Here is a 25,808-nt window from a genome sequence, read left to right as displayed (position 1 = left end):
GATGCGCCCCTTCGTTTACGAGAGACCGGCCAGCGTGTCCGCGGCGGCCGCCATTGCTTCCCGTTTTGCCGCCGAGAGTGTTCCGCCGACCGAGGCCGATGCGCAATTCATCGCCGGCGGCACCAATCTGGCCGACTACATGAAGCTTGGCGTGGCACAGCCCGAGCGGCTGGTCGATCTCAACGGTCTCGGTGATCGAGCCCTGCGGCAGATCGAGGTCGGCGAGGACAGTATCCGTTTCGGCGCGCTGGTCCGCATGGGCGAGGCAGCAGACACAGGCGAGATCAAGCGCCGTTGCCCGGTCCTTGCCGAAAGCCTGAAATTCGCCGCTAGCGGTCAGATCCGCAACATGGCGAGCCTGGCCGGCAATGTGCTGCAACGGACGCGGTGCGAGTATTTTCGCGAGACCTCCTGGCCGTGCAACAAGCGCGAGCCGGGCTCCGGCTGCGCGGCCATGGAAGGCTTCAACCGGCAACATGCGGTCCTCGGCACCAGCGACGCCTGCATAGCCACCTATCACGGCGACTTCGCTCAGGCGCTGATCGCGCTCGGCGCGACGGTCGAGGTCGAGGCAAGGCGCGGTATGCGCAAGATAGCATTTTCGAAGTTGCATCGCCTGCCGGGAGATACGCCCAATGTCGAGACCGATCTCGCCCCCGACGAGGTGATCACGGCCATCGAGGTGCCCCTCGGCGCCTGGAGCCGCCGCTCGCGCTACCTGAAAATCCGTGATCGCGAATCCTATGCGTTCGCGCTGGCCTCGGCCGCCGTGGCCCTGGACATGGACGGCGACACGGTCAGCCAGGCGCGCATCGCGCTTGGCGGCGTGGCGACCGTGCCATGGCGCGCCAGGGCGGCCGAAGCAGCGCTGAGCGGCAAGGTACTCGACGACGATGCGGCCGAAGCTGCCGCCGAAGCCGCGTTCGCCGAGGCGAAACCGCGCGAACACAATGCGTTCAAGATACCGCTCGGCAAGCGCACGCTTGTGCGGGCACTGCTCGAAACGCGCGATATGAAGGTCTGACCGATGAACCAAGCTGCTCCCGCGCCGAAAGAGAACATGGGAAATCCCGTTCCCCGGATCGATGCCCGCCTGAAGGTCACCGGACAGGCCGGCTATTCGGCCGACCTCCCAACCGCAAATATCGCCTATGGCGCGCTCGCCACCAGCAACATCGCCAAGGGCAGCATCACCGCCGTCCGGCTCGAAAGGGCGCGTAAGGTGCCCGGCGTTTTCGATATCGTCAGCGTCGGCGACATGGATGGCATCGACAGGCCGAAATTCGGCAACACCGGCGCAAGTTCGATCGCTCCGCTGCATGACAAGACCATTTTCCACGACGGCCAGATCATCGCGCTGGTGGTAGCCGAAACATTCGAGGCAGCCGAGGAAGCAGCAGCCCTGATCGGCGCCGATTATGCCGAAGAGACGCCCAGCGCCGGCTTCGATTCCAATGGAACGGAAATGGAGCCGGCTGCCGGCAAGAGCCCGCTGTTCAAGGAGGACGTCAAAGCCGGCGACTTCGACGCCGCCTATGCCGCAGCCGCCGTGAGGATTGACGAGAAATATTCGACGCCGACCCAGCACCACAATCCGATCGAGCTGTTCTCGACGACGGCGGTCTGGCAGGGCGACCAACTCACGGTCTACGAGCCGAGCCAGAACGTCACCGGCTGGAAGGCCGAGCTCGCCCGGCAGTTGAAGATCGACCCGGCCAATGTGCGGATCGTCAGTCCCTATGTCGGCGGCGCCTTCGGCTCCAAGGGGCCGATGACGGCCCGCACGGCGATAGTGGCGGAGGCAGCCCGCCGGATCGGCCGGCCGGTGCGCTGCGTCGTCAGCCGCATGCAGGCGTACGGCACGCAGACCTACAGGGCGGAGACTCGGCATCGCATTCGCATCGGCGCCAACAAGGACGGCCGCATCACCGCCTTCGCGCACGAAGGCTGGGAAGTGACCTCGCGGCCCGATCCCTATGTCGTCGGCGGCACCTCCGCCACCGGCCGCATGTACAATTACGGCTCGGTGCTGACGCACGTCTCGCTGGTCCATGCCGACCGCAACACGCCCGGCTACATGCGTTCGCCGCCCGAGACGCCCTATGTCTATGCGCTGGAAAATGCCATGGACGAGATGGCGGTGGCGCTCGGCATGGACCCGATCGAGTTCCGCCGCATCAACGAGCCGCAAAAGGAGCCGATCGGCGGCAGGCCGTTCTCCAGCCGCTCGCTGCTGAAATGCTACGACCAGGCCGCCAAGGCCTTCGGCTGGACGAAGCGCGAGGCCGCGGTCGGCTCGATGCGTGACGGCGACTGGCTGGTCGGCATGGGCTGCGCCACGGCCATCTATCCGACGGCGGCGGCGCCATGCGCCGCCCGTGTCCGCCTGACCACCGACGGCGAGGTTCGCGTCCAATGCGGCTCGCATGAGATCGGCACCGGCGTGCGCACCGTGGCGGGCCAGATGGCAGCCGAACGGCTCGGGATAGAAATTGACAAGGTCAGCGTCGAAATGGGCGACAGCGCCCTGCCGCCGGCGCCGGTGTCCGGCGGGTCGATTTCGACGGCAAGCGTCTGCTCGGCGGTGCTGAAAGCCTGCGATGCCGTCCGCGCAAAGCTCTTCGCCGCGGCCGTCGCCGAGGACGGGCCGCTGGCCGGGTCAGGCAACGCCAAGCTCGAAATGGAGAAAGAGAAAATCGTCGCGGACAACGGCAAGTCGGCCAAGCTGTCGGACGTCTTCAAGACGATGCAGATCGGCGCGATCGAGGAATATGCCGAGTTCGCGCCAAAGGGGTCGTCACCTGAGGCCCTGAAGAAGCTCTATGCCGGGCAGTCGGAATTCCATGGCGGCGACCAGGACAAAGATTCGGTGAAATACGCCTTTGGCGCGGAATTCGTCGAAGTGCGCATCAACAGCCATACGTGCGAGATCCGCGTGCCACGCATCGTCGGCGCCTTTGCCGCCGGGCGCATCATGAACACGCGCACCGCGCGCAGCCAGCTGATGGGCGGCATGATCTGGGGCATCGGCCAGGCCTTGCACGAAGCGACGGAAATCGACAAGCGTTACGCGCGCTACGTCAATCGCGACCTGCAGGACTATCTGGTGCCGGTCAACGCCGATGTGAAGCAACTCGAGGTGATCCTCGTGCCGGAGATCGATCACGAGGTGAACCCGGCTGGCGTCAAAGGACTGGGCGAACTCGGCAATGTTGGGACAGCAGCCGCGGTCGCGAGCGCGGTCTATCACGCCACCGGCAAGCGCATGCGCGACCTGCCGGTCAGGATCGATCATCTGATCGTCTGATCTCTCCAACTCAGCCGGCTTGGGACCGGTTGGGCGCAGTTTGCATTTATTCCTTCGGCGCGGTGGCGGGAGCGGTATAGCGGCGGCGCACCGCGTCCAAGACGTGGTTGCGGCTCTCCTGCGCCGAAAGCGCCTTGTCTTTCTCCGCCTCGGCGGTTTCGCGCGCCAGTTCCTTGTCCCTGATCTGGTGGCGAAACCATTCGGAATAGTCGCCGGCGCGCAAATGGTGTTCCCAGGTCTTGTCGTCGATGCCCTCGGCGATCTGGGCGAAAATCATCAGATTGTGGGCGCGGAGGTTCATCGCGTTGTCGGGGCCGCGGAAATAGAAGCTGCCCTTCTCGTCGAGCTGGCCCTCGGCATATTTGCGGCTGTGGCGCTTGAGCGACTGCCGCGGCTCGATCGCCTCGACCATGGCAGGTTTCTTGTGCGCCTGCGGCCGCCAGAACAGCACGCGCTCGTCTTTTGGCGAAGGTAGATTCTTTGGCGGTTCGGTGCCGGTCTCGCGACAGAACGTCTTGATGACTTTCTTCGCCTTGGGGCCGAGTGCGATGACGGCGGTGACCAGCCGCAATGCGTCGGTTGAGATCGCGTCCGGATGAACCGTGATCAGGATCGTGCCGGGCAATTCCATCGCCAGCACCATTGGCGTGTCGTCGCGCCGCTTCGGCAACAGGTGATGCGCCTCGTCGATGATCAGCCAGTGCGGTCTTGCCGTGCGGAAACGAAGACTGCCAAGGCCCGGCAGCAGGTCGGCAAAGAAGTCCGGCCGCTCGTTGACGCGCAGCGCCAGGCCGTTGACGACCAGGTTGTTGTCCGGCTTCTCCAGAAGATCGAGCAGCTGCGTCTTGGTCGGTGCATTCGAGCCGTCGCCCAGCCGAACGGCGCCTTCGAGGCCGTCGTAGTCGCCTTCCGGATCGAAAATGCAGAACTGAAACTTTCTCTCGACGAAGCGCTCCGTCAGTGCGGTCGCCAAGGTCGATTTGCCAATGCCCGAACTGCCTGCGATCAGCACCGTATCGGTTGGCGACAGGTACACCTCCTTGCCGGTGTCCGAGCCAAGCAGAATACCGTCGCGGCTCGGAACAAGCTCACGATCGCGCTCGACCACCTTGGCGATCAGTTCCTCGACGCCTTTTCCGCGCGCGCCGCGTGTCACAAGATCGGCGGTGTCCTTGACCGCCGCCAGTGCATTGTCGACCGCGACGCTGAAGCCGCAGGCCCGCAGGAAGGCGTGGTCGTTTTCGGCGTCGCCGACACCGACGACGTTGTGCGGCGACAGTCTAAGGTCCTGAAGCGCGGCTGTCAGCCCGGTCGCCTTGTTGATGCCGCTGGGCAGGATCATCACCGCGCCCTTGTTGAAGATGATTTCCAGCTCCAGCCCCAATTTCTTGATGACCTCGAGCACGGTAACCTGATGCGGTTCCCACGTCGCGACGATCGAGCGTCCGACCGAAAGCGGTTTGACACCGCGTTTCCTGAGTTTGGCGACGAACTCGGGGGCGGGCGGCGGAGATATCGCCCGCTCCTCCTCGCTGGCCGGCGTGTAGACCAGTGCGCCGTTTTCCGCGACGACCTTGTCGAAGATCGCGACTTCGGGAAAGACGCGCTTGAGGTCGGGCAGCTCGCGCCCGGTGACGAGAATGAGCTTGCGTCCGCTCTTCTTGAAACGCTCGAGCGCCGCAAGCGTCTTTTCGGCGACGATCCCCTCATGCGCCAGCGTGCCGTCATAGTCCGTCGCCAGGGCGATGAAATACATGTCGTCAGTAACCGCCCACGATCGGCAATATCTCGCCGGTAATGTAGCTCGAGCAGTGCGGCGAGGCGAGGAACACATAGGCTGGCGCGATCTCTTCCGGTTGTGCCGGCCGTTTCATCGGCGTGTCCGCGCCAAACCGCGAAACGTCGCCGGCTTCCTTGTCCGACGGATTGAGCGGCGTCCATACCGGACCCGGCGCCACGGCGTTGACCCTTATGCCCTTCTCGATGAGGTTGCCCGAGAGCGCCCGGGTGAAGGCATGGATGCCGCCCTTGGTCATCGAGTAGTCGACCAGTTGCTTCGAACCCTCGATGCCGGTCACGGAGCCGCTATTGATGATCGCCGAGCCGGGTTTCATATGCGGCACGGCCTCCTGTGCCATGTGGAAATAGCCGTAGAGGTTGGTCTTCAGCGTCGTATCGAAATGCTCTTCGGTCAGCTCGCTGAAGTCGCTGGAATGGATTTGGAAAGCGGCGTTGTTGACCAGCACGTCGATCCGCCCAAACTCCTGCACGATCTCAGCCACCGCGTTGTGGCAGTGGTCGCGTTCGCTGACGTCGGCCTTGATCAGGATGCAGCGCCGGCCTTCGGCTTCGACGGCCCTCTTGGTCTCTTTGGCGTCCTTGTCCTCGGACAAATAGACGATCGCCACGTCTGCGCCTTCACGCGCATAGAGCACGGCCACCGCGCGGCCGATGCCGGAATCGCCGCCGGTAATGACGGCCACTTTACCGTCGAGCTTTTTCGATCCGATATAGAATGGCGCATCGTAAAGCGGCGCCGGCTCGATCGCCCATTCATGCCCCGGCTTCGGCTGATGCTGCTCGGGAAAGGGCGGCTCGGGATATTTGCGGGCGCCGGCCTGCATGGCGCCTTTTTGCTTGCCCTTGGATTTGGACTTGTCCTTCTCGTCGATCCGGCGCTGGATGTGGCGTTGCTTGGCGGCCTCGCCAGCGATTTCCGATTTCATCTGCATGGTTATCTCCCTGGCTTGAAACCCAACAACGCACGTCCCGCGAAAAGGTTTACGCGATGGCGTCATTCCTTCAGTCCGGAGCGGACCGTGCGAAGTCTGACCCACGGCAAGCCGCTGAAAACGCTTAGGAGATTGCGGCGTCCTCAGCGGCGCATTTGTTCGGACCGCCCTGAATCAAAGATGTTCTGCAGGGTCGCCCGACCGCTGGGTTCAGCCGCGCTATTCATGTCGCGGCGCTTGCCATTGAGTTGCCTGGCCTCGTCCTCGGCTGCCTCTTCGAGCTTGGCGACGAGAAGATCCTTGAGGTCGCCAACCTCTTCCTCGATATCTTCGATGGGTACGCCGGCGTCGGCCGCCTCTTCCTTGCACTCCTTGGCGAGGATTTCCGCCTCCTTTTCAAGCCTGATCGGAGGCGGCGGCACATGAAGGTTTTCGTGAATCCAGTCCTGCAAGAATTCTATCGCACTATCACTCATGGCGCTCACCTATAGCGGCAAACTGTAGTGCCATTAACGTACGTGCTGCAAAATGGATGCTTGGCAACGTCGGATTTCGAATAGCGATACTCGACAATAGCGTGATCGCCAAGGAGCTAGAGCTCTTTCAGCCAAATGTAATCATTTAGCGTCACAGAAATGAGGCTAATCAGACAGTTGGAGCGGGATTTAATTTGGCCGCATCCCGCTCGAAGACGTGTTGCGCCGTCGGGCCGGTGCTGCTCGATTCGGCTCGCCCGACGGCTGAACATCGTCACCCGCAGCAACCGGTCGTGTCGACCGCTCAGCAGCGCCGTCGGCGCGCATTTTGCGTTTGTGCGCCATCCAGAACGGCAAAAGCTCGGCAAGAAAACTGTATATCGCGGTCTTCATAGGCATGCTCCGGACAACGGTTACAACTCGCGATCCCGAGTTGCGTTCCGACAAGAGTTGCGTTCCGACAAATCCGTCGCTTCTATAATTGCGATTCGATCGGCAGGCATCCAACCAGCGCTGCAACGATGCGCCGATAGAGACTGGCGTCCGGTTCACGCGAATATTGCTGCATCTCGCCATCCGCCATGCCGAGCCACCGCAAGGTGCCTTTGTCCAGGACCAATTGGTAGCTCGTCTGCGGCGACTTTTCGCGGTCGAACCGCCGGCGCAATTCCATCACCAGGTCGGTGTCGTGGAAAAGCACGCCCATTTCCGCATTCAACGACACCGAACGCGGATCGAAATTGAAGGAACCGACAAATCCCAGCGTGTCGTCGACCGTAAAAGCCTTGGTGTGGAGACTGGCTCCCTTTGAGCCGAAGACGGAGATGTTGGCCTGGCGGTTGAACGGCTGCAATTCGAAAAGCCGGATGCCGCTTTTGAGCAGCTTGCGGCGATATTTGGCATAGGCGCCGTGCACGGCGGCGACGTCTGTCGCAGCGAGCGAGTTGGTCAGGACTGCAACCTCGGCGCCGCGGTCCACCAGTTGCGACAGGATCGTCGACCCGGTGCGGCCGGGGATGAAATAGGGCGAGACAATTTCGAGGCGCTGCCTGGTCGCCGCGATAGCGGGAAGCAGCTCTTTGGTCAGCCAGTTCCTGCGCCTTTTGCCGCGCACCTTTTCCGGTGGATCGGAAATGACGCGAACGCCTTTCGTCCAGCAGACGTCGCTGTGCGCTGCAATGAACTCCGTGATCGTGCGCCAGGCACTGAGGCTGTTCAAAAGCTGGCCGTCCGCGGTCGCATCGAGATTGTCGAGGAAATCGGCGCGCGGGCCAGCAGCAGCCGGGTTGAGCAGCTGGATCGGCTTTGCCGCCTCGCAATTCCAGAAGGCCTCGAAGATCTGCATCGTCTGCCCTACGGCAGGACCGAGAAGCAACAGGTCGAGATCGCGGAAATTCGTCTCCGCGGCGTCGAAATAGGCATCGCCGATGTTTCTCCCGCCGACGATGGCCATGCTGTCGTCGGCGATCCAGGCCTTGTTGTGCATGCGGCGGGTCATCGCAAACAGCCGGGCGACCATCTCCAGCGACCGAAAGATGCTGCCGTTCCTCATGCCGCTGGGGTTGAAAAGCTTCAGCTCGATATTTTTGTAACTGTTAAGCGCCAGGTAAGCGGCATCGCTGTTGCGCGGATTGATATCGTCCAGAAGCAGGCGGACGCGGACGCCGCGCTCCGCCGCCTTGACGACCTCCTGCATCAGCAGCCGGCCACTGTGGTCGTCGTGCCAGAGATAGTACATCAAATCGAGACTGCTTGTGGCACTGCGCGCGGTGAGGATTCGCGCGGCAAACGCATCGTAATTGTCGGCGATCAGCAGCAGCCCGCTATTGCCGGCCGCGATCTTGTCCTGGGCAAACCGCGAAATGGCTGTATCCATGAAGTGCACCGGCAAATATCAGCGAAGCAAACAACCTGAAAATTTGACTAACAACCCTCCAGCTTCATTCTGGTTGCAGTCGCGGCTGCCTTATCGCGTCCAGGTTCAGGCGGGCCTTGATCGGCAGATGGTCGGAGGCGCGCTGCGCCAACGGCGTCTTGTGCACCTCGATGCTGGAAATCAGGTGCGGCGGCCTGGCCAGAATGCGGTCGAGCGCAAACAGCGGAAAGCGCGACGGGAAGCTCGGCAGAACCGCATCGATCGGACCGAAATGCGGCAACAGGGCAAGCAGCGAGGATCTGTTGCGGACGCGCCATTCGTTGAGGTCGCCGAGCAGGATGGTTGGCCGCAGAACCGGGTGGGTGGCTTCGACAAGTGCGTTGGCTTGCAGCGAGCGTGACCGCCGAAGCAAGCCAAAATGGGCGGCAACGATCCTGAGCGCGACCCCTTTCAGCTCCAGATCCGCGATAACCGCGCCGCGCGGCTCGAGGCCGGGCAATCGGATCTGGTTCACGCTTTCGACCACGCCGCGGCGTGCCAGGATCAGATTTCCATGCCAGCCATGGCTTCGGCGATTTTCCGGGACATGTGTGGGGACGAGGTCGCTGTCCCGCTCGAGCGCCGCCAGATCCAGCAATCCCTGCCTGCTTCCGGTCCTTTCGTCCGCCTCCTGCAAAGCGATGATATCGGCGTCGATTTCCTTGACCACGGCCGCCACGCGCTCCGGATCGAACCGGCCGTCGGTACCGACGCATTTATGCACATTATAGGATGCAATGGTGGTGCAAGAGGTGTCGTTGCCGGGCGCGGTGAACCGCGGCACTTCCCTCCGCAGGGCTGCGCCGAGCGACCTTGGAAGAGTAGGCGATCGATCCAGCATGGGGTCCGTTTGCTGTTGAGTCGGTGAGTGGCGGCCACGGCGATTATGGCGCGTGCGGAGGTCTGAAACAACGACGACCTTGAAAAACCGTTCCGTCGCCGGCCTCGTCGCACCCGCCGTCTGGAACTCTGACGGGCAATAACACGTTTTGGAGAAGGCAGCGCAGTCAACGGAGAAGTCGAATGCAGCCCTTAGCCGCAAATTCCGGCCGCCGCTCCGGCCCGCTTACGATTGCCCCATTCGATGGAACCGTGACCGTCAGGTTCTCCGATGCAATCATTGCGTCGAGCGAGCGGGCAAAGGTGCTCTATGAAGACGGCCATGACCCTGTCTTTTATATTCCGTTCGAGGATATCTATTTCGACCTTTTGGAAAAGACGAACACAACGAGCCACGACCAGTTGAAGGGCCCGGCGAGCTATTGGCGTGTTCACGCGGTCGGTTCGTCGGCGGAAGATTTCATGTGGGCCTATGAGACGCCCGACACCCCTGCATTGGCCATCGCCCGCCATGGCGCGTTCGACCCGGACAAGGCGCGAATCGAAGCCGATCCCGCCGAAGACAAGCGGCACACGCCGCACGTCACCGAGTAGCTTGAATTCCGCATCGACCGGTTGCGCGGACAGTCATTCGTCAGTGGGCAAATTCCTCGTCGAGGATGCGCAAGCCGCCTTCGTATTTCGCTGTCGAGGCACCGATCTGCCGTGCCTGCCATAGATTGTCGGCGAGATCGGCGCGCTTGACCGGCAACGCCAGCGGGTTGGCCGCAGCCCTGCGAACGAAAGCGGCATCGTCCTCGTTCGGCCGGCGTGTCAGGGCGTCGACGGCCGACACGATGGATGGTCCAAACCCGGCCGCCTCCAGCCGGTCGCGGTTCCAGCCATCGCCTTTCTCGAGAACGTCATGAAGATAGGCGATGGCTTTCTGGTCGAGCGTTTCGACGGCATCGACAACTCGGCGGCAATGTTCGATATAAGGCCGCCCGGTCTTGTCCGCCTGTCCGGCATGGGCCTGTTCGGCGATTTTCGCCGCGCGATAAAGCACGCTCATTGGACGATCCTGTAACGGACAGCACGTTCCTGGCTCACCAATGCGCCATCGTCAGCGCGAGTTCCGGCGCACCACGGCTCCTGCTGCCTCACTTGCGAGCTGAATGCCGCGCGGCGGGCGCGACAAGTCAGGAGACGCGTTCAAAACGGTCGAGGCTGGTTCCAAAGGCGCGCCATGCAGGAAGTTTCTTGGCTCGGGCCGGGGCACCTTCCTTTTCCGCCGACAAAGCGGCATCCGCAACAGTGTACCACAGCGTCTCCAGCTTCCCATTCCTGAGGATGCCGGTATAGCTCACCGCTGCGGCTCCGACCCGCCCTTCGGCCGCACAGGTGAATCCGATGACGTCTCCGTGGCAGGCTCCGAACAGGGGCACCGTCATGCCGAAGAAGGCGCTGTCCTCCAGCGCCGTCCTGAAGGTTCCGCTGATCCGTCCGTCCTCTTCGCCGGTTATTTCGACCACCGACCCGTACTGGTTCCGCCAGGTGCCCAGCCAACTCATCGCTGCTCCTCCTTATCATTTCCACAAGGAATTGCGGTTGCTCACGTCGTGGCTGCCGAGCCCGAGCGGCCTTCAATCAATCGCGATCTCAGCCATCGACATCTGTACGAAGCGCAGCGGCGCTTCCAGCGTCCAGGTGACGCCGTGCCTGTGGAACTCGAGGCGTCCTGTGCCGCTGAGCGCCTGGGGCGTAACGCGTTTAAGCACAACCGTTCCGAAGCCGCGTCGCGTTTTCTCATCCACCAACGGTCCGTCCAGTTCCCGCCAGACAAGGCGGAAGCCATCGCTGCCATCGGCGGCTGGCGTCACGGTCCATTCGATCTCGACCCGTCCGCCATGGCGCGACAGCGCTCCGTGCTTTACCGAATTGGTGGCCAGCTCGTGAAAGGCAATGCCGAGATATTGCACGGCGTTCGGCTGCAGCATGACAGTCGGCCCGGTCATCGACAGACGGGCCTGTGTTGCGAAGGCCTTGGTCTGGGCATGGATCAATTCGCCGACCGTCGCGCCCCGCCACTCGGCATCGACCAGGAGATCGTGCGATTCCGAAAGGGCCATGATGCGTTCCCGGACCTGTGAAAGGAAAGCCGCTGGCGTGCTTGCCAGTTTGCTGGTCTCGCGGATCATCGAGACGATCACCGAATACTGGTTTTTGACCCGGTGGTTGACTTCGCGCATGAGTGTGCGGATGCGCCGTTCGCTCTCCTTGTGGGAACTGATGTCGCGCGCGATCTTCGAGGCGCCGACGATTCGTCCGATGCCGTCGCGTATCGGCGAGATGGTGAGCGAAACCGGGACCAGGGTGCGGTCCTTGCGCTGCCGGATAGTCTCGTATGAAGGAACCCGTTCGCCGGCGCGAATGCGGCTGATGATCAGGGTTTCCTCATCCAGGTGGTCGGGCGGGATGAGGATCGTCACCGGCCGTCCGATCGCCTCGGCAGGCGTATAGCCGAACAGTTTTTGCGCCGCGTCGTTCCAGCTGGTGATGATACCGTTCAGGTCTTTCGACACGATGGCGTCCATCGAGGATTCGACGATGGCAGCAAGCCTTATGCCGGCCTCGTCGGCCAACGTCTGCGTGCGCAGATCGAGCAGCGTGTTGATGGCGCCGACAACCTCGCCGGTTTCATTGCGAAGCAGGATCGGATGCGCGCTGAACGGGATGAGCTGGCCGTCCGGCCGCTCGGCGATTGCCCGGCCCCCACGAACGTCCCGCTCCTCGACCAAGGCAACGGCCATCGGACATTCGTCATGCGCCATGGGCCGCCCGTCGAGATGGCGAAGCTTCCATGAACCGCACCAGCGGCCCTGTCCGAGCATCGGACGATGTCCCCAGAGATCGGCGGCGGCTTCGTTGAAGTAGGTGATGTAGCCTTGTTTGTCGGTGGTGTAGACAGCGACGGGCAACGCCTGCATCAGGTCGGCGGAGGAAACGTGCGGGATTCCGGCGGCCCCTAGTTCAACAACGTTCACCAGTTCCCCGTTTCCGCTTGCTTGCCGACGGATTGCTACGTCCTCCTAAATGCGCGGGAATGGTTTCGGTTCCGTTCGATCGGCTTTCGGGCATTCAGGCCGATTTGCGTTTCGCGGTCGTCTTCGAAGGTTTGTTCGAAACCTTGCCGCCCTCTTGCGCCAGGCTTTTGCGTAGAACATCGGCGAGATTGATGACATTCGTTCTCGGCTCAGGTGCCGGCTTGGGTGGTTTCTTGCCCTTGCGCTTGGCATCGATCATCGCAACCAGCGCCTTTTCATAAGTGTCTTCGAACTTCGACGGGTCGAATTTGGCGGGCTTCTTGTCGATCAGCAATTGGGCGATCTCCAGCATCTCGGGATCGACCTTGCGGCGCTTCAGGCCTTCGAAGACCGCGTCCGCCGCGATCATTTCATTGTGGTTTCGCAGTTCCGTCATCAGCATGCCCTTGCCCAGCGGCTGGATCAGCACCTCTCGGCCTCGCTGGTACAGCACGACGCAGGAGCGGGCGGCCACCTTCTTCCTGGCCATGGCGTCGCGGATCACCGCGAAAGCCTCGGTGGAGGGCGCGTCGGCTGGGACGAGATAATAGGGTTTTTCGAGGTAGCGTGCGTCGATTTCTACGGCCGGCACGAACTCGCCGATCTCAAGCGTATGCTGCGACACCATCTTCAGCTTTTTGATTTCGTCCGGTTCTATCCGGATGAACTCGCCCTTCTCGACCTCATAGCCCTTTACCTGCTCGGCCGCCTCGACCGTGTCGCCGGTCTCCTCGTCTAGATAGGCGCTCTTGACCGGGAGACCGTCCCTGCGGTTCAGGATCCTGAAATGCACTTTCTCGGCCTCGCTGACGGCGCCGATGATCTTGACGCCACAGGAAACCGATCCGACTTTCATAAAGCCCTTCCAGGCAGCTCGCGGCGTCGCCATGTCAATCACTCATTTGCCGAACGGACGGAACGGCTGCGAGCGGAAATCGTTCCGCCTTGGCAGGCTGTTCCATATGCCGGCCCGGACGAGAACGTTCGTTTCATTTTCGTCAGGGGAATAGCGGAATGGCCAAACGCAGCGCAGGGTTGCTGATTTATCGCCGAAGCGAAGGCCTTCTCCAGGTCTTGCTGGTGCATCCGGGCGGACCGTTCTGGGCGAAGAAGGACCACGGCGCATGGTCGATCCCGAAGGGCTTGGTCGACGAGAACGAGGACGAGCTGGCAGCGGCAAAACGCGAGGCAGAAGAGGAGCTCGGCGTGGCCATCGATGGAGTTTTCGAACACCTTGGCAGCTACAGGCAGCCGGGCGGCAAGCTCGTCATCGCATGGTGCGTCGAAGCGGACTTCGACATCGAAGCCATCAGCAGCAATACCTTCGTCATGGAATGGCCGCCAAGGTCCGGCTCGATGAAGGAATTTCCCGAAGTGGACAGAGCGGGCTGGTTCTCCTTGCCTGAGGCCGAGATCAAGATCCTGAAAGGCCAGCGCGCCATGCTGGCGGATTTTGCCGAGCAGCACGGCGCCGAATGAACCGTATCGGCCCAGTTTTCAGGGCAGTGGTCCTTCAGGGCAGTGCCCAGGCTTCGTCACCGCTCTGGTTTAAGTGCGTTTGCGGCCGCAACGTCCGCAACGTGATCGAGTAGCGGTGCTCGGCAACCGGCGGAATGCTGTGCTCCCATTCGCTGCGCGCTGCGCCCGTCATCAGATAGGCCGATCTTGGCTCGACCATGACCGTCTTGCGGTCCCATCGCGTGCCGTTTTTCCGGCGCAGGCGAAAGCTGCAGGCGGCCAGCAGCGAAACGCCGGCGACCGCCTCGAAATGAGGCTGTCGCGGTGCCAGCCGATACCGGCGCCTGGCCGGTACTCGTTGATCAGAACCTGCACGAAGGTCTCGGCGGGCAAGCGGGCAAAATCCGCAACCTTTTCCCTCAACGGCAGCAGAAAGCCGGGTATCGGCGGTGCCTCGACGACTTCGCGCCGGTCGTAATCATAACGCAGCCCAAAACCGACCACCCGCCGGTTTGCCAGATGGCCGTGAAAATCGAAGGCCCGAAAAGGCAGGCTTGCGAGCTGGCTCGTCAACTCTGCGTCTTCGTCCGGCGTGATCAGTTCGGGCCGGTAGTGAAATCCTTCCGGCAGGTCGCCCGCGGCGGCAAAGAGATCACCCTGGCGGCCTGCAGCCGATGTCTTGAGCGATGGCATCAACCGTATTTGGTGAAGCCGCCTCGTAGCGGCAAGGCTGCTTCGGCAGGAAGGAACTTCGCTCTCCGTGCAGGGTTATTCACACGACGGCGTGGATTGGACCTGTTGAGAATGCCTTCAACTGCGATCAGAAGCATCGATTACCAACCGGCGACGAGGATACTCTCCGTATGGTTCGTCCCGAGCGGAAACCGCTATGATTACGAGGACGTGCCGCCGCAGGTCCACGCCGCGTTTCGCAAATCCTCATCAAAAGGCCGGTTCTTCAACGAGCATATTCGCGACCAGTATAGATACCGTCTGGTCGAGCAGAGCGTTCGAGCTGAGCCTTCGGATGCTTCCCATTCCTGACCCTGACTGTCCGCCATTCCTGGCCGCACGGCGGCAATGAGCATACTTCGCGGTTGGCGAGTGACCTGATATTGATCATGGCCTCATCCGAAGACATCGAAAGCCTGGAATGTCCGCCGAAGCCGAAACAGAGCAGATCCAGCAATTGCTGGACACCCCCGATCTGGCGAGCGCCTTGGATAGCGACCGCTTCAAGAGGTTCCTCGACCAGCTCCCAATAGCGATCGCAATTTCCGATTTGAGCGGCGAGGAGCGTGTCGTCTATGTCAACTCCGAGTTCCAGAAATTGTCTGGTGTTTCCGGGGCAGAGCTGCAACGCGGGAATTGGGCTGCGCTCAGCGGAGAAGGCTTGGGCGAACACGAGCATCGGCCGCTGGCCGAGGCCATCGTCGAGGATACCGATCGGGCGGGAACGTTCGGGATGCGACGTGCCGGCGCGGAGCCGGCCATCGTCGACGTCTATTCGAACCTGATCGTGGACGAGCGCGGGCAGCGGTCCTTTCGACTGGTCGCCTTTGTCGACGTCACCGCGCACAAGGCAAGCGACAGCGAGGCCATCGAAGAACGCATCCGCGAAAAGGACACGCTGTTGCGCGAGTTGCAGCATCGGATGAAGAACAATCTCCAGATGATCACGGCGCTCATCAGGCTGGAGGCCCGCAGCGCGGCATCACCCAACCAGAAACGTTTCGAGCGCCTCGCCGGCCGCGTCGATGCGCTTGCGATCCTCTACCAGACGCTGTCGGCCGACGAACAGAAGGCCGAGGTCGACCTCGGCGTCTATCTCAGCCAGATCGCTTCTGCCGTGATGACGTCGCATGCCATGCAGGGCATCCGGCTGGATATGAAGGTCGATACCCATCCCGTGTCCATCAACGTTGCGATGCCCACGGGACTGGTCGTCAACGAGCTTTTAACGAACGCGCTGAAACACGCTTTTCAGGGCCGTGAAGGCGGGACCATCACCCTGCGCAGCGTGGTAGACGGCGACGGATTTCGCATCGTTGTGGCCGATGACGGCATCGGCCTGCCCGAAGGCGAGACCTGGCCGAAACCCGGCAAACTTGGAGCGTTGATCGCGCAGTCGCTGACCGAGAATGCCAAAGCCCGGTTCGAGGTGGACTCGACCCCGGGCAAAGGAACGCGGGTCACCATCGTCTTCAACAGATCGGCCGCGCTCGCGACGTAGCCGGTCGGACAGCGCCGCCGCAAACGGGATCGTTCCAGACAATGCGCATCAGCTGGGCTCCTCCATCAGCTTGCGCGTGTGAGCGGCGATCATCCCTTCTTCGTCGGTCGCCACGACGCGGACTTCGACCTTGCTGCCCGCCTGGCTTATGAGCGCGGCATGGGAACTATTGGCGACCTCGTCGACCGCCACGCCAAGCCAGCCAAGCCTGTCGCAGATTGCCTTGCGGGCCGGAGCAGAGTGCTCACCGATGCCGGCTGTGAATACCAGGCATTCGAGGCCGCCCAGCGTGTTGGCGAGGGCCGCCATCTCCCTGGCGGCGCGGAAGGCGAAAAGCTCCACCGCTTCGCGGGCCTGGCGGTCATCGCTGGCTTCCAGCGTGCGCATGTCGCCGGAAATGCCGGACACGCCCAGCAGCCCGGATTCCTCGTAGAGCATGTGCTGAAGTGCGTCGCCTCCGACGCCTTTCTCCAGCAGGAGGTACAAAAGCACGCCGGGATCGATGGCGCCGCAGCGCGTGCCCATGACCAGGCCGTCAAGCGCCGAAATGCCCATCGTCGTATCGACGCTTCGCCCGTCGCGCATGGCACATAGGCTCGCGCCCTTGCCGAGATGGGCGACGATGGTTCTTTTCGCCGCCAGATCGGGTGACATCTGCTTGAGCCGGTCGGCGACATATTCATAGGAGAGTCCGTGAAACCCGTAGCGGTGGATGCCGTCTGCCTCATAGTGGCGCGGCAGCGCGAAACGGCTGACCATCGGCTCGATTGTCCGATGGAAGGCCGTGTCGAAGCATCCGACCTGCGGCAGGTCCGGCCGCAACGCGGCAAGCGCCCGGATCGGCGCTAGGCTGCGCGGCTGGTGCAGTGGCGCAAGCGGCGTCAGCCTATCGAGAGCCTGGATAACTGTCGACGTCAGGCGGACAGGTTCGACGAAGTCGCGTCCGCCATGGACGATGCGGTGGCCGGCGGCGATCAGTTTCCTTCCGCCAAGTTCGTTCTCGATCCATTGCAGCATCTGGCCGATGCCCATGTCGCGCGATGAGTGTGCGGCAAGTGGCCGATCGCACTGCACCGCCCCATCGCCGGCTTTCGCAGTCAGCCTTGGCGCATCGCCCAAATCCAGCGAACCGCGCGAGGCAAGATCCAGTTCGGCGGACGCTTCAAGATCGTAAAGCCCGAACTTGATGCTGGACGAGCCGGCATTCAGCGCGAGGATCGAGCGCATCAATCGCCAGCCCTCGTTGCCGTGTCTTGCGGCCAGCTCCATTTCTGGATCTCGGGCATATCCTCGCCATGCTGGCGGACATAGGCCGTGTGCTCAGCCAATTTCCCATGCAGCTCGGTGGCAAGATCCTTCGCCCGTTCGGCCAGCCCGGGCACGCGCGCGATCGCGGCAAGCGCCAGATGATAGCGGTCGAGCTGGTTGAGCACCACCATGTCGAACGGCGTCGTCGTCGTGCCTTCCTCGCGAAAGCCGTGCACATGCATGTTGTCGTGGTTGACGCGCCGGTAGGTCAGGCGGTGAATGAGATAGGGGTAGCCGTGATAGGCGAAGATGACCGGCTTGGCCCTGGTGAACAGCGCGTCGAACTTGTCGTCGGCAAAGCCATGCGGATGCTCGGAATTCGACTGCAAAATCATCAGGTCGACGACATTGACGACGCGGATCTTCAGGTCGGGAATCCGCGATCGCAGGATGTCGGCGGCAGCGAGCGTCTCCAGCGTCGGAACGTCGCCGGCGCAGGCCAGGACCACATCCGGATCCTCGTCCCTGGCAACTGTCCCGGCCCATTCCCAGATGCCCGCGCCGGCCTTGCAGTGTGCTTCCGCGGCGTCGGCGGATAGCCATTGCGGCGCCGGCTGCTTGCCGGCGACGATGACGTTGATGCGGTTGTAGGTTTTCAGGCAATGGTCGGTGATCCAGAGCAACGTGTTGGCGTCCGGCGGGAAATAGAGCCTGACCGTATCCGCCTTCTTGTTGGCCACGAAATCGGCAAAGCCCGGGTCCTGGTGGCTGAAGCCGTTGTGATCCTGCCGCCAGACATGCGAGGTCAGCAGGTAGTTGAGCGAGGCGATCGGCTTGCGCCAGGCGAGCTCGCCGGAGGTCTTCAGCCATTTGGCGTGCTGGTTGACCATGGAATCGACGATGTGGACGAACGCCTCGTAGCACGAGAACAGGCCATGGCGGCCGGTCAGCAGATAGCCCTCCAGCCAACCTTGGCAAAGATGCTCGCTGAGCACTTCCATGACGCGGCCGTCACGGGAAAGATGGACGTCGTAAGGCTCGATCCGCTCCATCCAGACACGGTCCGTAACCTCGAACACGTCGTCGAGGCGGTTGGAGGACGTCTCGTCCGGTCCCATCAGCCGGAAATTCCTGGCATCGGCGGCCAAGCGGATCACGTCGCGAAGATAGCTTCCGGCTGTCCGCGTCGCCTCTCCGACGGTGCCACCCGGACGCGGTACGTCCAGCGCCAGGCCTTTCCAATCGGGAAGCACCAGGTCTTGTTTCAGCAGGCCGCCATTGGCGTAAGGGATAGCGCCCATGCGTCGTGACCCTGTTGGCGCAAGCGCCGCGAGCTCCGGCAGGAGATGGCCGCCTTCGTCGAACAGCGTCTCCGGTTCGTAGCTGCGCATCCAGTCTTCGAGGATCTGGCGGTGCGCCCCGTCGCCACGTGCGTTCGACACCGGCACCTGGTGCGAGCGCCAGAAATCCTCCACCTTCTTGCCGTCGACCTCTTTCGGTCCGGTCCAGCCCTTTGGGCTGCGCAGCACGATCATCGGCCACAACGGGCGCTCTCCCTTCCAGCCCGCGGCTCGGGCAGGCTCCTGGATCGAGCGGATCCGGTCGAGCACGGCATCGAGCGTGCGGGCCATCTCGCGGTGCATCGTGGCAGGCTCATGGCCTTCGACAAAAAAGGTCTCGTAGCCATAGCCGAGGAACAGGCTCCGCAACGCCTCGTCTTCCATGCGGCCGAGGATCGTCGGGTTGGCGATCTTGTAGCCGTTGAGATGCAGGATCGGCAGGACGGCACCGTCGGATGCCGGGTTCAGGAACTTGTTGGAATGCCAGGCCGCGGCGAGCGGGCCGGTCTCTGCTTCGCCGTCGCCGACGACGCAGGCAACCACAAGATCGGGGTTGTCGAAGGCGGCGCCGAAGGCATGGACCAGCGCATAGCCGAGCTCTCCGCCCTCGTGGATGGAGCCGGGCGTCTCCGGAGCCGCGTGGCTCGGCACTCCGCCGGGAAACGAGAACTGTCGGAACAGCTTTCGCAAACCGTCTTCACCCCTGCCAATCTCGGGATAGATTTCGCTGTAGGTGCCCTCGAGCCAGGTGTTGGCGACCATTGCCGGGCCGCCGTGACCCGGACCGCAGATGAACAGGACATCGAGACCACGTTCACGGATGATCCGGTTCAGATGCACATAGATGAAATTGAGGCCGGGTGTCGTGCCCCAATGGCCGAGCAGCCGCGGCTTGATGTGCTCGGGCCGCAAGGGCTCGCGCAAGAGCGGATTGTCGAGCAGATAGATCTGGCCAACCGAAACGTAGTTCGCGGCGCGCCAATAGCGGTTCATCAGATCTCCCTGGCCAAGGCCGGTTGTTTGCGCGGGAGTGCGGGCCTCGTCGTTCATGGCAATGCCTCCGGAATACCCTCGTCCGTCGTTATCTGGAGTGGCGTCGCGTCGGAGAAAGGATTTGCCTCGAAATAAGTTTGGGCGGCGCGGCCAGCGCCCGCTTGCCGATCCTACAACCCGCCTCGCAGACAAAAAGCGGGTCGGGCTTTTGGGGAACCTCGGGGCTTGCCAACGGTTAGGAAGATGCACCGCATTGCATGAATCCAAGTGGACTGCCGAGGCCCCGGGATATGGACCGGCCAAAGTGCCGTTGAGCAGCTTGGGCGATTGTGGCGGAGGCCCGTAAGAGGAGCAAAAAAATGCTCGATCTCTCCGATGCCCGCAACCAAATGGTCGACATCCACTTAAGCCGCCGTGGCATTCGCGACCGCAATGTCCTTCAGGCGATGCGCGAGGTCCCGCGCGAGGCTTTCGTCGATCCTGGTTTTGAGGAATTCGCCTATGAGGATGGGCCGCTGCCGATCGCCGAAGGTCAGACGATATCGCAGCCCTATATCGTTGCGCTCATGATCGAAATGGCGGAGATCGGAGCCGGTGACCATGTCCTCGAGGTCGGCACCGGCTCGGGCTATGCGGCTGCCGTGATGAGCCGGATCGTCGAACGCGTCTACACGATCGAGCGCCACGCCGCGTTGGCTGAAACGGCATGGCAACGGTTCAAAAAGCTTGGCTACGACAATATCGAAGTCCGCACCGGCGACGGCACCAAGGGCTGGCCCGAGGCGGCACCCTTCGATGCGATCCTGGTTGCGGCCGCCGGACCCGGCGCACCGCTCGCTCTGCAAGAACAGCTCGACGTCGCTGGCCGGCTTGTCATCCCGGTCGGCGATGAATTCGACTCGCAGCGCCTGCTCAAGGTCACCCGTACCGGCGCCGCAACCTACACCGAGGAGGATTTCGGCGGCGTGCGGTTTGTTCCGCTGATCGGCGAGCAAGGCTGGGGCGAGCCAGGCAGCGACAGCCAAATAGCGGCCGATCTTCCGCACCGGCATCAGCGCAGAAGCAGCCTGCCGCAGATGATAGCGACCGCCGCTGAACCGCTTCCGGATTTCGACGATCCGGCCTTCGGTGCGCTGTTCGACCGGTTTGCCGACCGGCGCGTCGTCTTGCTCGGCGAAGCCAGCCACGGCACGTCGGAGTTCTACCGGGCGCGCGCGGCGATCACTCGCAGGCTGATCGAAAAGCATGGCTTCACCATCATCGCGGTCGAGGCCGACTGGCCCGATGCCGCGGCGATCGACCGCTATGTCCGCCACAGGCCGCCGCGGCCCGGCGCCGATCCGCCGTTCCAGCGGTTTCCCACCTGGATGTGGCGAAACACCGACGTCGCGGTGTTCGTCGACTGGATGCGAGAGCATAATGAGCGGATCAGGATATCCTCCCGGCGGGCCGGGTTCTATGGCCTCGACATCTACAATATGGGTGGATCGATCGCGGCGGTCCTGCAATATCTCGATCGCGTCGACCCACAGGCCGCAAGGATCGCACGCGAACGCTACGGCTGCTTGACGCCGTGGCAGAACGACCCGGCCACCTATGGCCGTGTCGCACTCACCTCCGGCTACCAGAAATGCGAGAAGGCCGTGCTCGAGCAATGCCGGGAACTGCTTTCCAGAGAGCTCGACTATGCGCAGCAGGACGGCATCGACTTCCTCGACGCCACCCAGAATGCCCGTCTGGTCGCCTCCGCCGAGCGCTATTATCGCACCATGTATTATGGCGGCGCGCAATCCTGGAACCTGCGCGACACCCATATGTTCGAAACGCTGGAGCACCTACTGCAGGCCCGCAGCCCGAACGCCAAGGCGGTGGTGTGGGCACATAATTCCCATATCGGTGATGCCCGCTACACCGAGATGGGGGTTGTCAGGGACGAAGTGAACATCGGCCAGCTCTGCCGCCAGCGTTTTGGCGACGAGGTTGCCTTGATCGGGTTCGGCACGCATTCCGGGACGGTGGCCGCGGCCACGGACTGGGACGGTGACATGGAGGTGAAACCGGTTCGGCCTTCCCACAACGACAGCTATGAGCGGCTTTGCCATGACAGCGGCGTCTCGCCTTTCCTGCTCGATTTCGAGCGCGACGACACGCTGCGCCAACGGCTTCTGGAGCGCCGGCTGGAGCGCTTTATCGGCGTCATCTACCGGCCCGAGACCGAGCTGCACAGCCACTATGCGGATGCCTCGCTTGCCCGGCAGTTCGATGCCTTCGTCTGGTTCGATGAAACCAGTGCCGTGACGCCGCTTGGGCCGGAGCATGTTGGGACAGGCGTTCCCGAGACCTATCCTTTCGGGCTCTAGCGGATTGGACCTGGGGAAGCGGAACATAGAAAGAAGGAGGTCACCGATGGTCGGAAAAAAGACTCATGAGCAGCAATTGCGCATTATCGAAGAGCGCGAGAACACGAAAAACGCCGGCAAGGATTTCGACGCGGAAGCGGATTTGAAAAAGACCAGGCAAGAGCGCGAGGCGTTCCGGCGCGGTGCCGAGCTCAGGTCGGACCCAAAGGACATTGCCGATCCCGACGATCGCAACATCATCCGCGGCGAGCACCAGGAAAGCGCCCATAACAAGCATCGCGCCGGCCGCTGAACGACCGGATTGCTCAACGTTAAGACAGTACGGCGCCGCGTCTCGTTCCCTGATCTGAGGATGGAACGTTCGCGGCCGGAAAATTGGCGGACGAGGGCGCCGTCGCGATCCCTCGGCCCTATTCAGGATCCCTCGGCCCTATTCAGCAAAAAATGTCGCGGCGACAGCAATTGAGATGAGGCTCAGCATCGCCAAACCTGCCCTGGCGACATGCGAGGTCTCCCAGACGTTGCGCAACTCTCTCCAGTCGCCGACCTGCTTTCGAGAGAACATTGAAAAAAACGTCGCGGCTGATTTCGGCGTAGCAACGTCTTGCGCCCAGAAATTGTTGACGGGATGCGTGATCAACCAATAAGTCGCATGTTCCGCCAGCAAGAAGACAAGGGCTGCCAAGGTCCACCAGAATCGGGCGCTTGGATAAGGCGTCAGGTAGAGCAGGATGGCGAGTGCGATGATGCCGCCGATCTCGGCGAACCCGCCGACCGTGAAGCCGGGATAGTAGATCGCCTGCACAGATTTGTAGGTGGCCTCCTCGAGGCGCAACTTGCCGGGCAATTCCAATGCGTGCGCAAGTGAGAGCGCCATCGTGATAGCGACCAGAAGAAGGGTGGCGATCATGAATACGCGCATGTTCTTACTCCCAGCACCCCTCGTCGTGCGCACGACGATCAGTGATGCGGTAAAGGTCATTCCCCGATCTGGCTGGTCGACCGCTCGTGGAGTGCGGCGCCAGTCTGTGCGTCGACCGCGGCCATGCTGACCTCGTAGCCCCAGAGCTTGCGGATATGGCGCAGCGTGGCGTCGCGGCTGCCGCCTTCCAGCACGATACCGTCTTTCACCTTGTGCTGCAGGCGCAGATGCCGGTCGCCGAGCAGGTCCACGTCCACCACCTGGATGTCCGGCCGGCTGGCGCCGATGTCGTAGCTATGGGCGAGCGCGGCGCGGATGCTCTCGTAGCCGCGCTCATTGTGTATCGACGCAACTTCGTAATGTGGATCGTTGGCAGCATCGGCGAGGACAAAAAACCGCCATTTCCGTATCAGGGCCGGGCTCAGATATTGGCGGATAAAGGATTCGTCGCGATGGTTGGCCCAAGCGTCCAGCAAGGTTTGGCGCCAGTCGCCATTGCCGGCGATATCGGGAAACCAGTCGCGGTCCTCGGCGGTCGGCGCGGTCGAGATGCGCTGGATGTCCTGCATCATGTCGAGGCCCAGCGCATAAGGATTGATGCCGGAAAAGCGCGGATCGTCGAAGCCCGGCTGGAAGATCACGTTCGAATGGTTGCGCAGCACTTCCAGCATCGCACCTTCGCCGATCAGGCCGCGGTCGAACAGCAGGTTCATCAGCGTGTAGTGCACGAAGGTCGCACAGCCCTCGTTCATCACCTGCGTTTGCCGCTGCGGATAGAAATATTGCGCGATGACGCGGACGATTCGGATGACCTCACGCTGCCAGGGTTCCAGAATCAGGCTGTTCTTCTCCAGGAAGTAAAGCAGGTTTTCCTCGGGCAGCTTGAGCGATTTCTTGCGCTCCGTCATGGTATCCGTCTCGCGGGCCTTGTTGCCGTCCTTCGACGGCGGCAGCGTGCGCCACAGGTCATTGTAGGAACGCGCTTCATATTCCAGGCGCTCGCGAACGCCCTCGCGCTGCCTTTCCGACGACAGCCTCGGCGGCCGGTGGTATCTGAACACGCCCTGTTCCATCAGCGCATGCGCGGCGTCGAGGATCTCTTCCACCGCATTGACGCCATGCCGCTCCTCGCAGCGGGCAATGTAGCCCTTGGCGAAGTCCAGATAGCTCAGGATGGCGCTGGCGTCCGTCCACTGCTGGAACAGATAGTTGTTCTTGAAGAAATGATTGTGGCCGAGTGCCGCGTGCGCTGTCACCAGGGCCTGGAGGGCCATGGTGTTTTCTTCCATCAGATAGACGATGCAGGGATTGGAATTGATGACGAGTTCATAAGCGAGCCCCCTTCCGCCTTTGCGATAGAGCAATTCCTGGTAGAGGTAGTGCTTGCCGAAGGACCAGTGCCGGTACATTAGCGGCATGCCGACCGAGGAATAGGCGTCGAGCATCTGCTCGGACGAGATGATCTCCATCTGCACCGGATAGACGTCGAGGTGAAGCTCTTCGGTGGCGACCGCCTCGATGGTCTCGTAGGCGCGCGACAGCGTCCTGAAATCCCAGTCGGAACCGGAAAACAGCAACCCGGATTTGCTCGCCATCAGCCCCCTCTTTCACCGCTCTTTTGATAACCCGGCTGTCTGGCGAAGAGCTGGCGGAAAACCGGGTAGATGTCGGCCGCCGTGGCGATGCGGCTCATCTGGAAATTCGACCATCTCAGCTTGACTGCACTGTAGGCACGCCACAGCGACGTGCCGTTGTCGGTGGCGCCGAAGATGTGGCTCTCGCGTTCGTCGAGGATTTCGACATAAGCGAAATACTGGCAAAGCCGCATGATCTGTTCGTCGAGAAGGGCGATGCAGCGCTCGGAATCGGTGACGAAATTGTCGCCGTCCGAAGCCTGGGCGACATAGATGTTCCATTCGCGGCTGGGATAGCGCTGCTCGACGATGCGGTGCATCTCCTCGAGTGCCGTGGAAACCACCGTGCCGCCGCTTTGGGTGTTGTAGAAGAAGGTTTCCTCGTCCACCTCCTGCGCCTCGTGCGTGTGGCGGATGAAGACCACCTCGGTCCGGTCATAGCGCCGTTTCAGGAACAGGTGCAGCAGCACGAAAAAGCGCTTGGCCAGATCCTTCTCGCGTTCGCCCATCGAACCGGACACGTCCATCAGGCAGAACATAACCGCATTGGCGTTCGGCACCGGCTGGGCGTCGAAGCGGTTGAAGCGGATATCGACCGGGTCGACATAGGCGATCCGCTTGCGGCGGTGCTCCAGCCGCTCAAACTCTTCCTGCAGCGCCACGATGCGCTGGCGCATCTCGGCGTTTTGCGGCTTCGCCTCCAGCGACGCGATCTCCTGCGCGATTGCGTCGAGCTCCACCTGTTTGGGGCGCCTGAGCGCTATGCGGCGGCCATGGCTGTTACGCATCGTGCGCCCGACATTGATGTTGGTCGGCGAGCCGGTCGCGGCGAAACCGGCCCGGCGCGGCTTGAAGGCGAGGATCTCCTTGAGGTTGAGCTTGACCATGTCGGGCAGTTCGAGGTCTTCGAAAAAGAGGTCGAGCACCTCTTCGCGCGACAGCACGAAACGGAAATCGTCCTCCGATTCGGTTCTGCCTGGGGCTGACCCCATGCCGCCGCCCTGGCCGGGCTTGGGGAGCCGGTCGCCCGGGGTAAAACGCTTGTTTCCAGGCAGGACATGCTGACGGCTGCCGCTGTTCCTGGCATCATTGAACGTGGGCTCGCCGGTGCCCCGCGCCGGCATCGAAACGGCATGCTCGGCGTCCACGTCGGCGATCTTGCCGGTGCGGATCTGATCGCGGATGGTGCGCTTCAACTCTTCGCGCGCCCGCCGCAGGAAACGCTGCCGATTGCCGAGGCTTTTGTCCTTCGGGTTCAGTCGGCGATCGATGAAGATCGGCATATGTT

22 protein-coding genes and 1 pseudogene are annotated in these 25,808 nt (G+C 62.3%); 8 read left to right on the top strand and 15 right to left on the bottom strand.

Features of this window, described 5'->3' with window-relative positions; genetic code table 11:
• Position 1 precedes the first annotated feature (1 nt).
• Positions 2-1,024, top strand: coding sequence for an FAD binding domain-containing protein (locus NKJ08_RS01915; protein WP_352781110.1), 1,023 nt, complete (start codon positions 2-4; stop codon positions 1,022-1,024).
• A gap of 3 nt (positions 1,025-1,027) precedes the next feature.
• Positions 1,028-3,307 carry a xanthine dehydrogenase family protein molybdopterin-binding subunit gene (locus NKJ08_RS01910; protein WP_352781108.1) on the top strand — a complete coding sequence of 760 codons (2,280 nt, stop codon included), beginning with the start codon at positions 1,028-1,030 and terminating at the stop codon, positions 3,305-3,307.
• Between the two features lie 46 nt (positions 3,308-3,353).
• Here NKJ08_RS01910 and NKJ08_RS01905 read toward each other — a convergent pair whose 3' ends face one another.
• The 5 genes from NKJ08_RS01905 to NKJ08_RS01885 form a co-directional block, all read right to left on the bottom strand.
• Positions 3,354-5,063 carry an HAD family hydrolase gene (locus NKJ08_RS01905; RefSeq protein WP_352781106.1) on the bottom strand — a complete coding sequence of 570 codons (1,710 nt, stop codon included), beginning with the start codon at positions 5,061-5,063 and terminating at the stop codon, positions 3,354-3,356.
• Positions 5,064-5,067: 4 nt separating this feature from the next.
• Positions 5,068-6,039: an SDR family oxidoreductase gene (locus NKJ08_RS01900; RefSeq protein ID WP_352525715.1), complete on the bottom strand. Its 972-nt coding sequence runs from the start codon at positions 6,037-6,039 to the stop codon at positions 5,068-5,070.
• A 143-nt stretch (positions 6,040-6,182) separates the two neighbouring features.
• Positions 6,183-6,515 carry a hypothetical protein gene (locus NKJ08_RS01895; RefSeq protein ID WP_352525716.1) on the bottom strand — a complete coding sequence of 111 codons (333 nt, stop codon included), beginning with the start codon at positions 6,513-6,515 and terminating at the stop codon, positions 6,183-6,185.
• Between the two features lie 475 nt (positions 6,516-6,990).
• Complete coding sequence (locus NKJ08_RS01890; protein WP_352781104.1) at positions 6,991-8,391, bottom strand: phospholipase D family protein; 1,401 nt, start codon at positions 8,389-8,391, stop codon at positions 6,991-6,993.
• 64 nt (positions 8,392-8,455) lie between these two features.
• On the bottom strand, positions 8,456-9,271 hold the full coding sequence (locus NKJ08_RS01885) for an endonuclease/exonuclease/phosphatase family protein (protein ID WP_502896033.1): 816 nt from the start codon (positions 9,269-9,271) through the stop codon (positions 8,456-8,458).
• Between the two features lie 182 nt (positions 9,272-9,453).
• On the opposite strand from NKJ08_RS01885, the gene NKJ08_RS01880 reads away from it, so the two are divergent.
• A complete protein-coding gene (locus tag NKJ08_RS01880; RefSeq protein ID WP_352781102.1) occupies positions 9,454-9,864 on the top strand; it encodes a DUF427 domain-containing protein in 411 nt (136 codons plus the stop codon).
• Between the two features lie 40 nt (positions 9,865-9,904).
• Here the strand turns inward: NKJ08_RS01880 and NKJ08_RS01875 are convergent, their stop codons facing one another.
• The 4 genes from NKJ08_RS01875 to ku form a co-directional block, all read right to left on the bottom strand.
• Positions 9,905-10,321, bottom strand: a complete 417-nt coding sequence (locus tag NKJ08_RS01875; protein WP_352525723.1) for an HD domain-containing protein — start codon at positions 10,319-10,321, stop codon at positions 9,905-9,907.
• Positions 10,322-10,448: 127 nt separating this feature from the next.
• Complete coding sequence (locus NKJ08_RS01870) at positions 10,449-10,820, bottom strand: avidin/streptavidin family protein (protein ID WP_352781100.1); 372 nt, start codon at positions 10,818-10,820, stop codon at positions 10,449-10,451.
• A 72-nt stretch (positions 10,821-10,892) separates the two neighbouring features.
• Complete coding sequence (locus NKJ08_RS01865; RefSeq protein ID WP_352781099.1) at positions 10,893-12,293, bottom strand: sensor histidine kinase; 1,401 nt, start codon at positions 12,291-12,293, stop codon at positions 10,893-10,895.
• A 94-nt stretch (positions 12,294-12,387) separates the two neighbouring features.
• Entirely contained in the window at positions 12,388-13,221 is an 834-nt protein-coding gene (gene ku, locus NKJ08_RS01860; protein WP_352781097.1) for a non-homologous end joining protein Ku, read from the bottom strand.
• A gap of 125 nt (positions 13,222-13,346) precedes the next feature.
• Between ku and NKJ08_RS01855 the strand changes: the two genes are divergently transcribed.
• The gene (locus tag NKJ08_RS01855) at positions 13,347-13,811 is read left to right on the top strand and encodes an NUDIX hydrolase (RefSeq protein WP_352781095.1); all 465 of its coding nucleotides are present in this window, start codon (positions 13,347-13,349) and stop codon (positions 13,809-13,811) included.
• Between the two features lie 34 nt (positions 13,812-13,845).
• Here NKJ08_RS01855 and NKJ08_RS01850 read toward each other — a convergent pair.
• Positions 13,846-14,483, bottom strand: a pseudogene (locus NKJ08_RS01850) (alpha-ketoglutarate-dependent dioxygenase AlkB).
• Between the two features lie 111 nt (positions 14,484-14,594).
• Here NKJ08_RS01850 and NKJ08_RS01845 point away from each other — a divergent pair.
• Entirely contained in the window at positions 14,595-14,834 is a 240-nt protein-coding gene (locus NKJ08_RS01845; RefSeq protein WP_352781153.1) for a KTSC domain-containing protein, read from the top strand.
• Between the two features lie 109 nt (positions 14,835-14,943).
• Entirely contained in the window at positions 14,944-16,023 is a 1,080-nt protein-coding gene (locus NKJ08_RS01840) for a sensor histidine kinase (protein WP_352781093.1), read from the top strand.
• A gap of 48 nt (positions 16,024-16,071) precedes the next feature.
• Here the strand turns inward: NKJ08_RS01840 and NKJ08_RS01835 are convergent, their stop codons facing one another.
• Together NKJ08_RS01835 and NKJ08_RS01830 are read right to left on the bottom strand one after the other, a co-directional pair.
• Entirely contained in the window at positions 16,072-17,292 is a 1,221-nt protein-coding gene (locus NKJ08_RS01835; protein WP_352781091.1) for an acetate/propionate family kinase, read from the bottom strand.
• Complete coding sequence (locus NKJ08_RS01830) at positions 17,250-19,661, bottom strand: phosphoketolase family protein (RefSeq protein WP_352781089.1); 2,412 nt, start codon at positions 19,659-19,661, stop codon at positions 17,250-17,252. The genes NKJ08_RS01835 and NKJ08_RS01830 overlap by 43 nt, the downstream gene beginning before the upstream one ends.
• A gap of 302 nt (positions 19,662-19,963) precedes the next feature.
• On the opposite strand from NKJ08_RS01830, the gene NKJ08_RS01825 reads away from it, so the two are divergent.
• On the top strand, positions 19,964-21,964 hold the full coding sequence (locus NKJ08_RS01825) for a protein-L-isoaspartate(D-aspartate) O-methyltransferase (protein WP_352781087.1): 2,001 nt from the start codon (positions 19,964-19,966) through the stop codon (positions 21,962-21,964).
• A 46-nt stretch (positions 21,965-22,010) separates the two neighbouring features.
• Complete coding sequence (locus NKJ08_RS01820; RefSeq protein WP_352525741.1) at positions 22,011-22,256, top strand: hypothetical protein; 246 nt, start codon at positions 22,011-22,013, stop codon at positions 22,254-22,256.
• 138 nt (positions 22,257-22,394) lie between these two features.
• Here the strand turns inward: NKJ08_RS01820 and NKJ08_RS01815 are convergent, their stop codons facing one another.
• Genes NKJ08_RS01815 through NKJ08_RS01805 form a run of 3 tightly spaced genes read right to left on the bottom strand, consistent with a single transcriptional unit; the run spans position 22,395 to position 25,803 of the window.
• Entirely contained in the window at positions 22,395-22,946 is a 552-nt protein-coding gene (locus tag NKJ08_RS01815) for a DUF1772 domain-containing protein (protein WP_352781085.1), read from the bottom strand.
• Positions 22,943-24,481: a SpoVR family protein gene (locus NKJ08_RS01810; protein ID WP_352525743.1), complete on the bottom strand. Its 1,539-nt coding sequence runs from the start codon at positions 24,479-24,481 to the stop codon at positions 22,943-22,945. Before NKJ08_RS01810 ends, NKJ08_RS01815 begins: the two co-directional genes overlap by 4 nt.
• On the bottom strand, positions 24,481-25,803 hold the full coding sequence (locus tag NKJ08_RS01805) for a YeaH/YhbH family protein (RefSeq protein WP_352781083.1): 1,323 nt from the start codon (positions 25,801-25,803) through the stop codon (positions 24,481-24,483). Before NKJ08_RS01805 ends, NKJ08_RS01810 begins: the two co-directional genes overlap by 1 nt.
• Positions 25,804-25,808 lie beyond the last annotated feature (5 nt).

Source organism: Mesorhizobium sp. M0244 (assembly GCF_040321795.1).
In the GTDB taxonomy this organism is placed as follows: Bacteria; Pseudomonadota; Alphaproteobacteria; order Rhizobiales; family Rhizobiaceae; genus Mesorhizobium.
This window is presented reverse-complemented; position numbering and strand designations above follow the sequence as displayed.

Coding starts and splice junctions, on each gene's coding strand:
- NKJ08_RS01885 (WP_502896033.1), bottom strand. CDS start 9,271: ATGCTGGATCGATCGCCTACTCTTCCAAGGTCGCTCGGCGCAGCCCTG.
- NKJ08_RS01815 (WP_352781085.1), bottom strand. CDS start 22,946: ATGACCTTTACCGCATCACTGATCGTCGTGCGCACGACGAGGGGTGCT.
- NKJ08_RS01870 (WP_352781100.1), bottom strand. CDS start 10,820: ATGAGTTGGCTGGGCACCTGGCGGAACCAGTACGGGTCGGTGGTCGAA.
- NKJ08_RS01830 (WP_352781089.1), bottom strand. CDS start 19,661: ATGAACGACGAGGCCCGCACTCCCGCGCAAACAACCGGCCTTGGCCAG.
- NKJ08_RS01875 (WP_352525723.1), bottom strand. CDS start 10,321: ATGAGCGTGCTTTATCGCGCGGCGAAAATCGCCGAACAGGCCCATGCC.
- NKJ08_RS01835 (WP_352781091.1), bottom strand. CDS start 17,292: ATGGAGCTGGCCGCAAGACACGGCAACGAGGGCTGGCGATTGATGCGC.
- NKJ08_RS01820 (WP_352525741.1), top strand. CDS start 22,011: ATGGTCGGAAAAAAGACTCATGAGCAGCAATTGCGCATTATCGAAGAG.
- NKJ08_RS01900 (WP_352525715.1), bottom strand. CDS start 6,039: ATGCAGATGAAATCGGAAATCGCTGGCGAGGCCGCCAAGCAACGCCAC.
- NKJ08_RS01915 (WP_352781110.1), top strand. CDS start 2: ATGCGCCCCTTCGTTTACGAGAGACCGGCCAGCGTGTCCGCGGCGGCC.
- NKJ08_RS01855 (WP_352781095.1), top strand. CDS start 13,347: ATGGCCAAACGCAGCGCAGGGTTGCTGATTTATCGCCGAAGCGAAGGC.
- ku (WP_352781097.1), bottom strand. CDS start 13,221: ATGGCGACGCCGCGAGCTGCCTGGAAGGGCTTTATGAAAGTCGGATCG.
- NKJ08_RS01880 (WP_352781102.1), top strand. CDS start 9,454: ATGCAGCCCTTAGCCGCAAATTCCGGCCGCCGCTCCGGCCCGCTTACG.
- NKJ08_RS01845 (WP_352781153.1), top strand. CDS start 14,595: ATGCCTTCAACTGCGATCAGAAGCATCGATTACCAACCGGCGACGAGG.
- NKJ08_RS01905 (WP_352781106.1), bottom strand. CDS start 5,063: ATGTATTTCATCGCCCTGGCGACGGACTATGACGGCACGCTGGCGCAT.
- NKJ08_RS01805 (WP_352781083.1), bottom strand. CDS start 25,803: ATGCCGATCTTCATCGATCGCCGACTGAACCCGAAGGACAAAAGCCTC.
- NKJ08_RS01810 (WP_352525743.1), bottom strand. CDS start 24,481: ATGGCGAGCAAATCCGGGTTGCTGTTTTCCGGTTCCGACTGGGATTTC.
- NKJ08_RS01840 (WP_352781093.1), top strand. CDS start 14,944: ATGTCCGCCGAAGCCGAAACAGAGCAGATCCAGCAATTGCTGGACACC.
- NKJ08_RS01825 (WP_352781087.1), top strand. CDS start 19,964: ATGCTCGATCTCTCCGATGCCCGCAACCAAATGGTCGACATCCACTTA.
- NKJ08_RS01890 (WP_352781104.1), bottom strand. CDS start 8,391: ATGGATACAGCCATTTCGCGGTTTGCCCAGGACAAGATCGCGGCCGGC.
- NKJ08_RS01910 (WP_352781108.1), top strand. CDS start 1,028: ATGAACCAAGCTGCTCCCGCGCCGAAAGAGAACATGGGAAATCCCGTT.
- NKJ08_RS01895 (WP_352525716.1), bottom strand. CDS start 6,515: ATGAGTGATAGTGCGATAGAATTCTTGCAGGACTGGATTCACGAAAAC.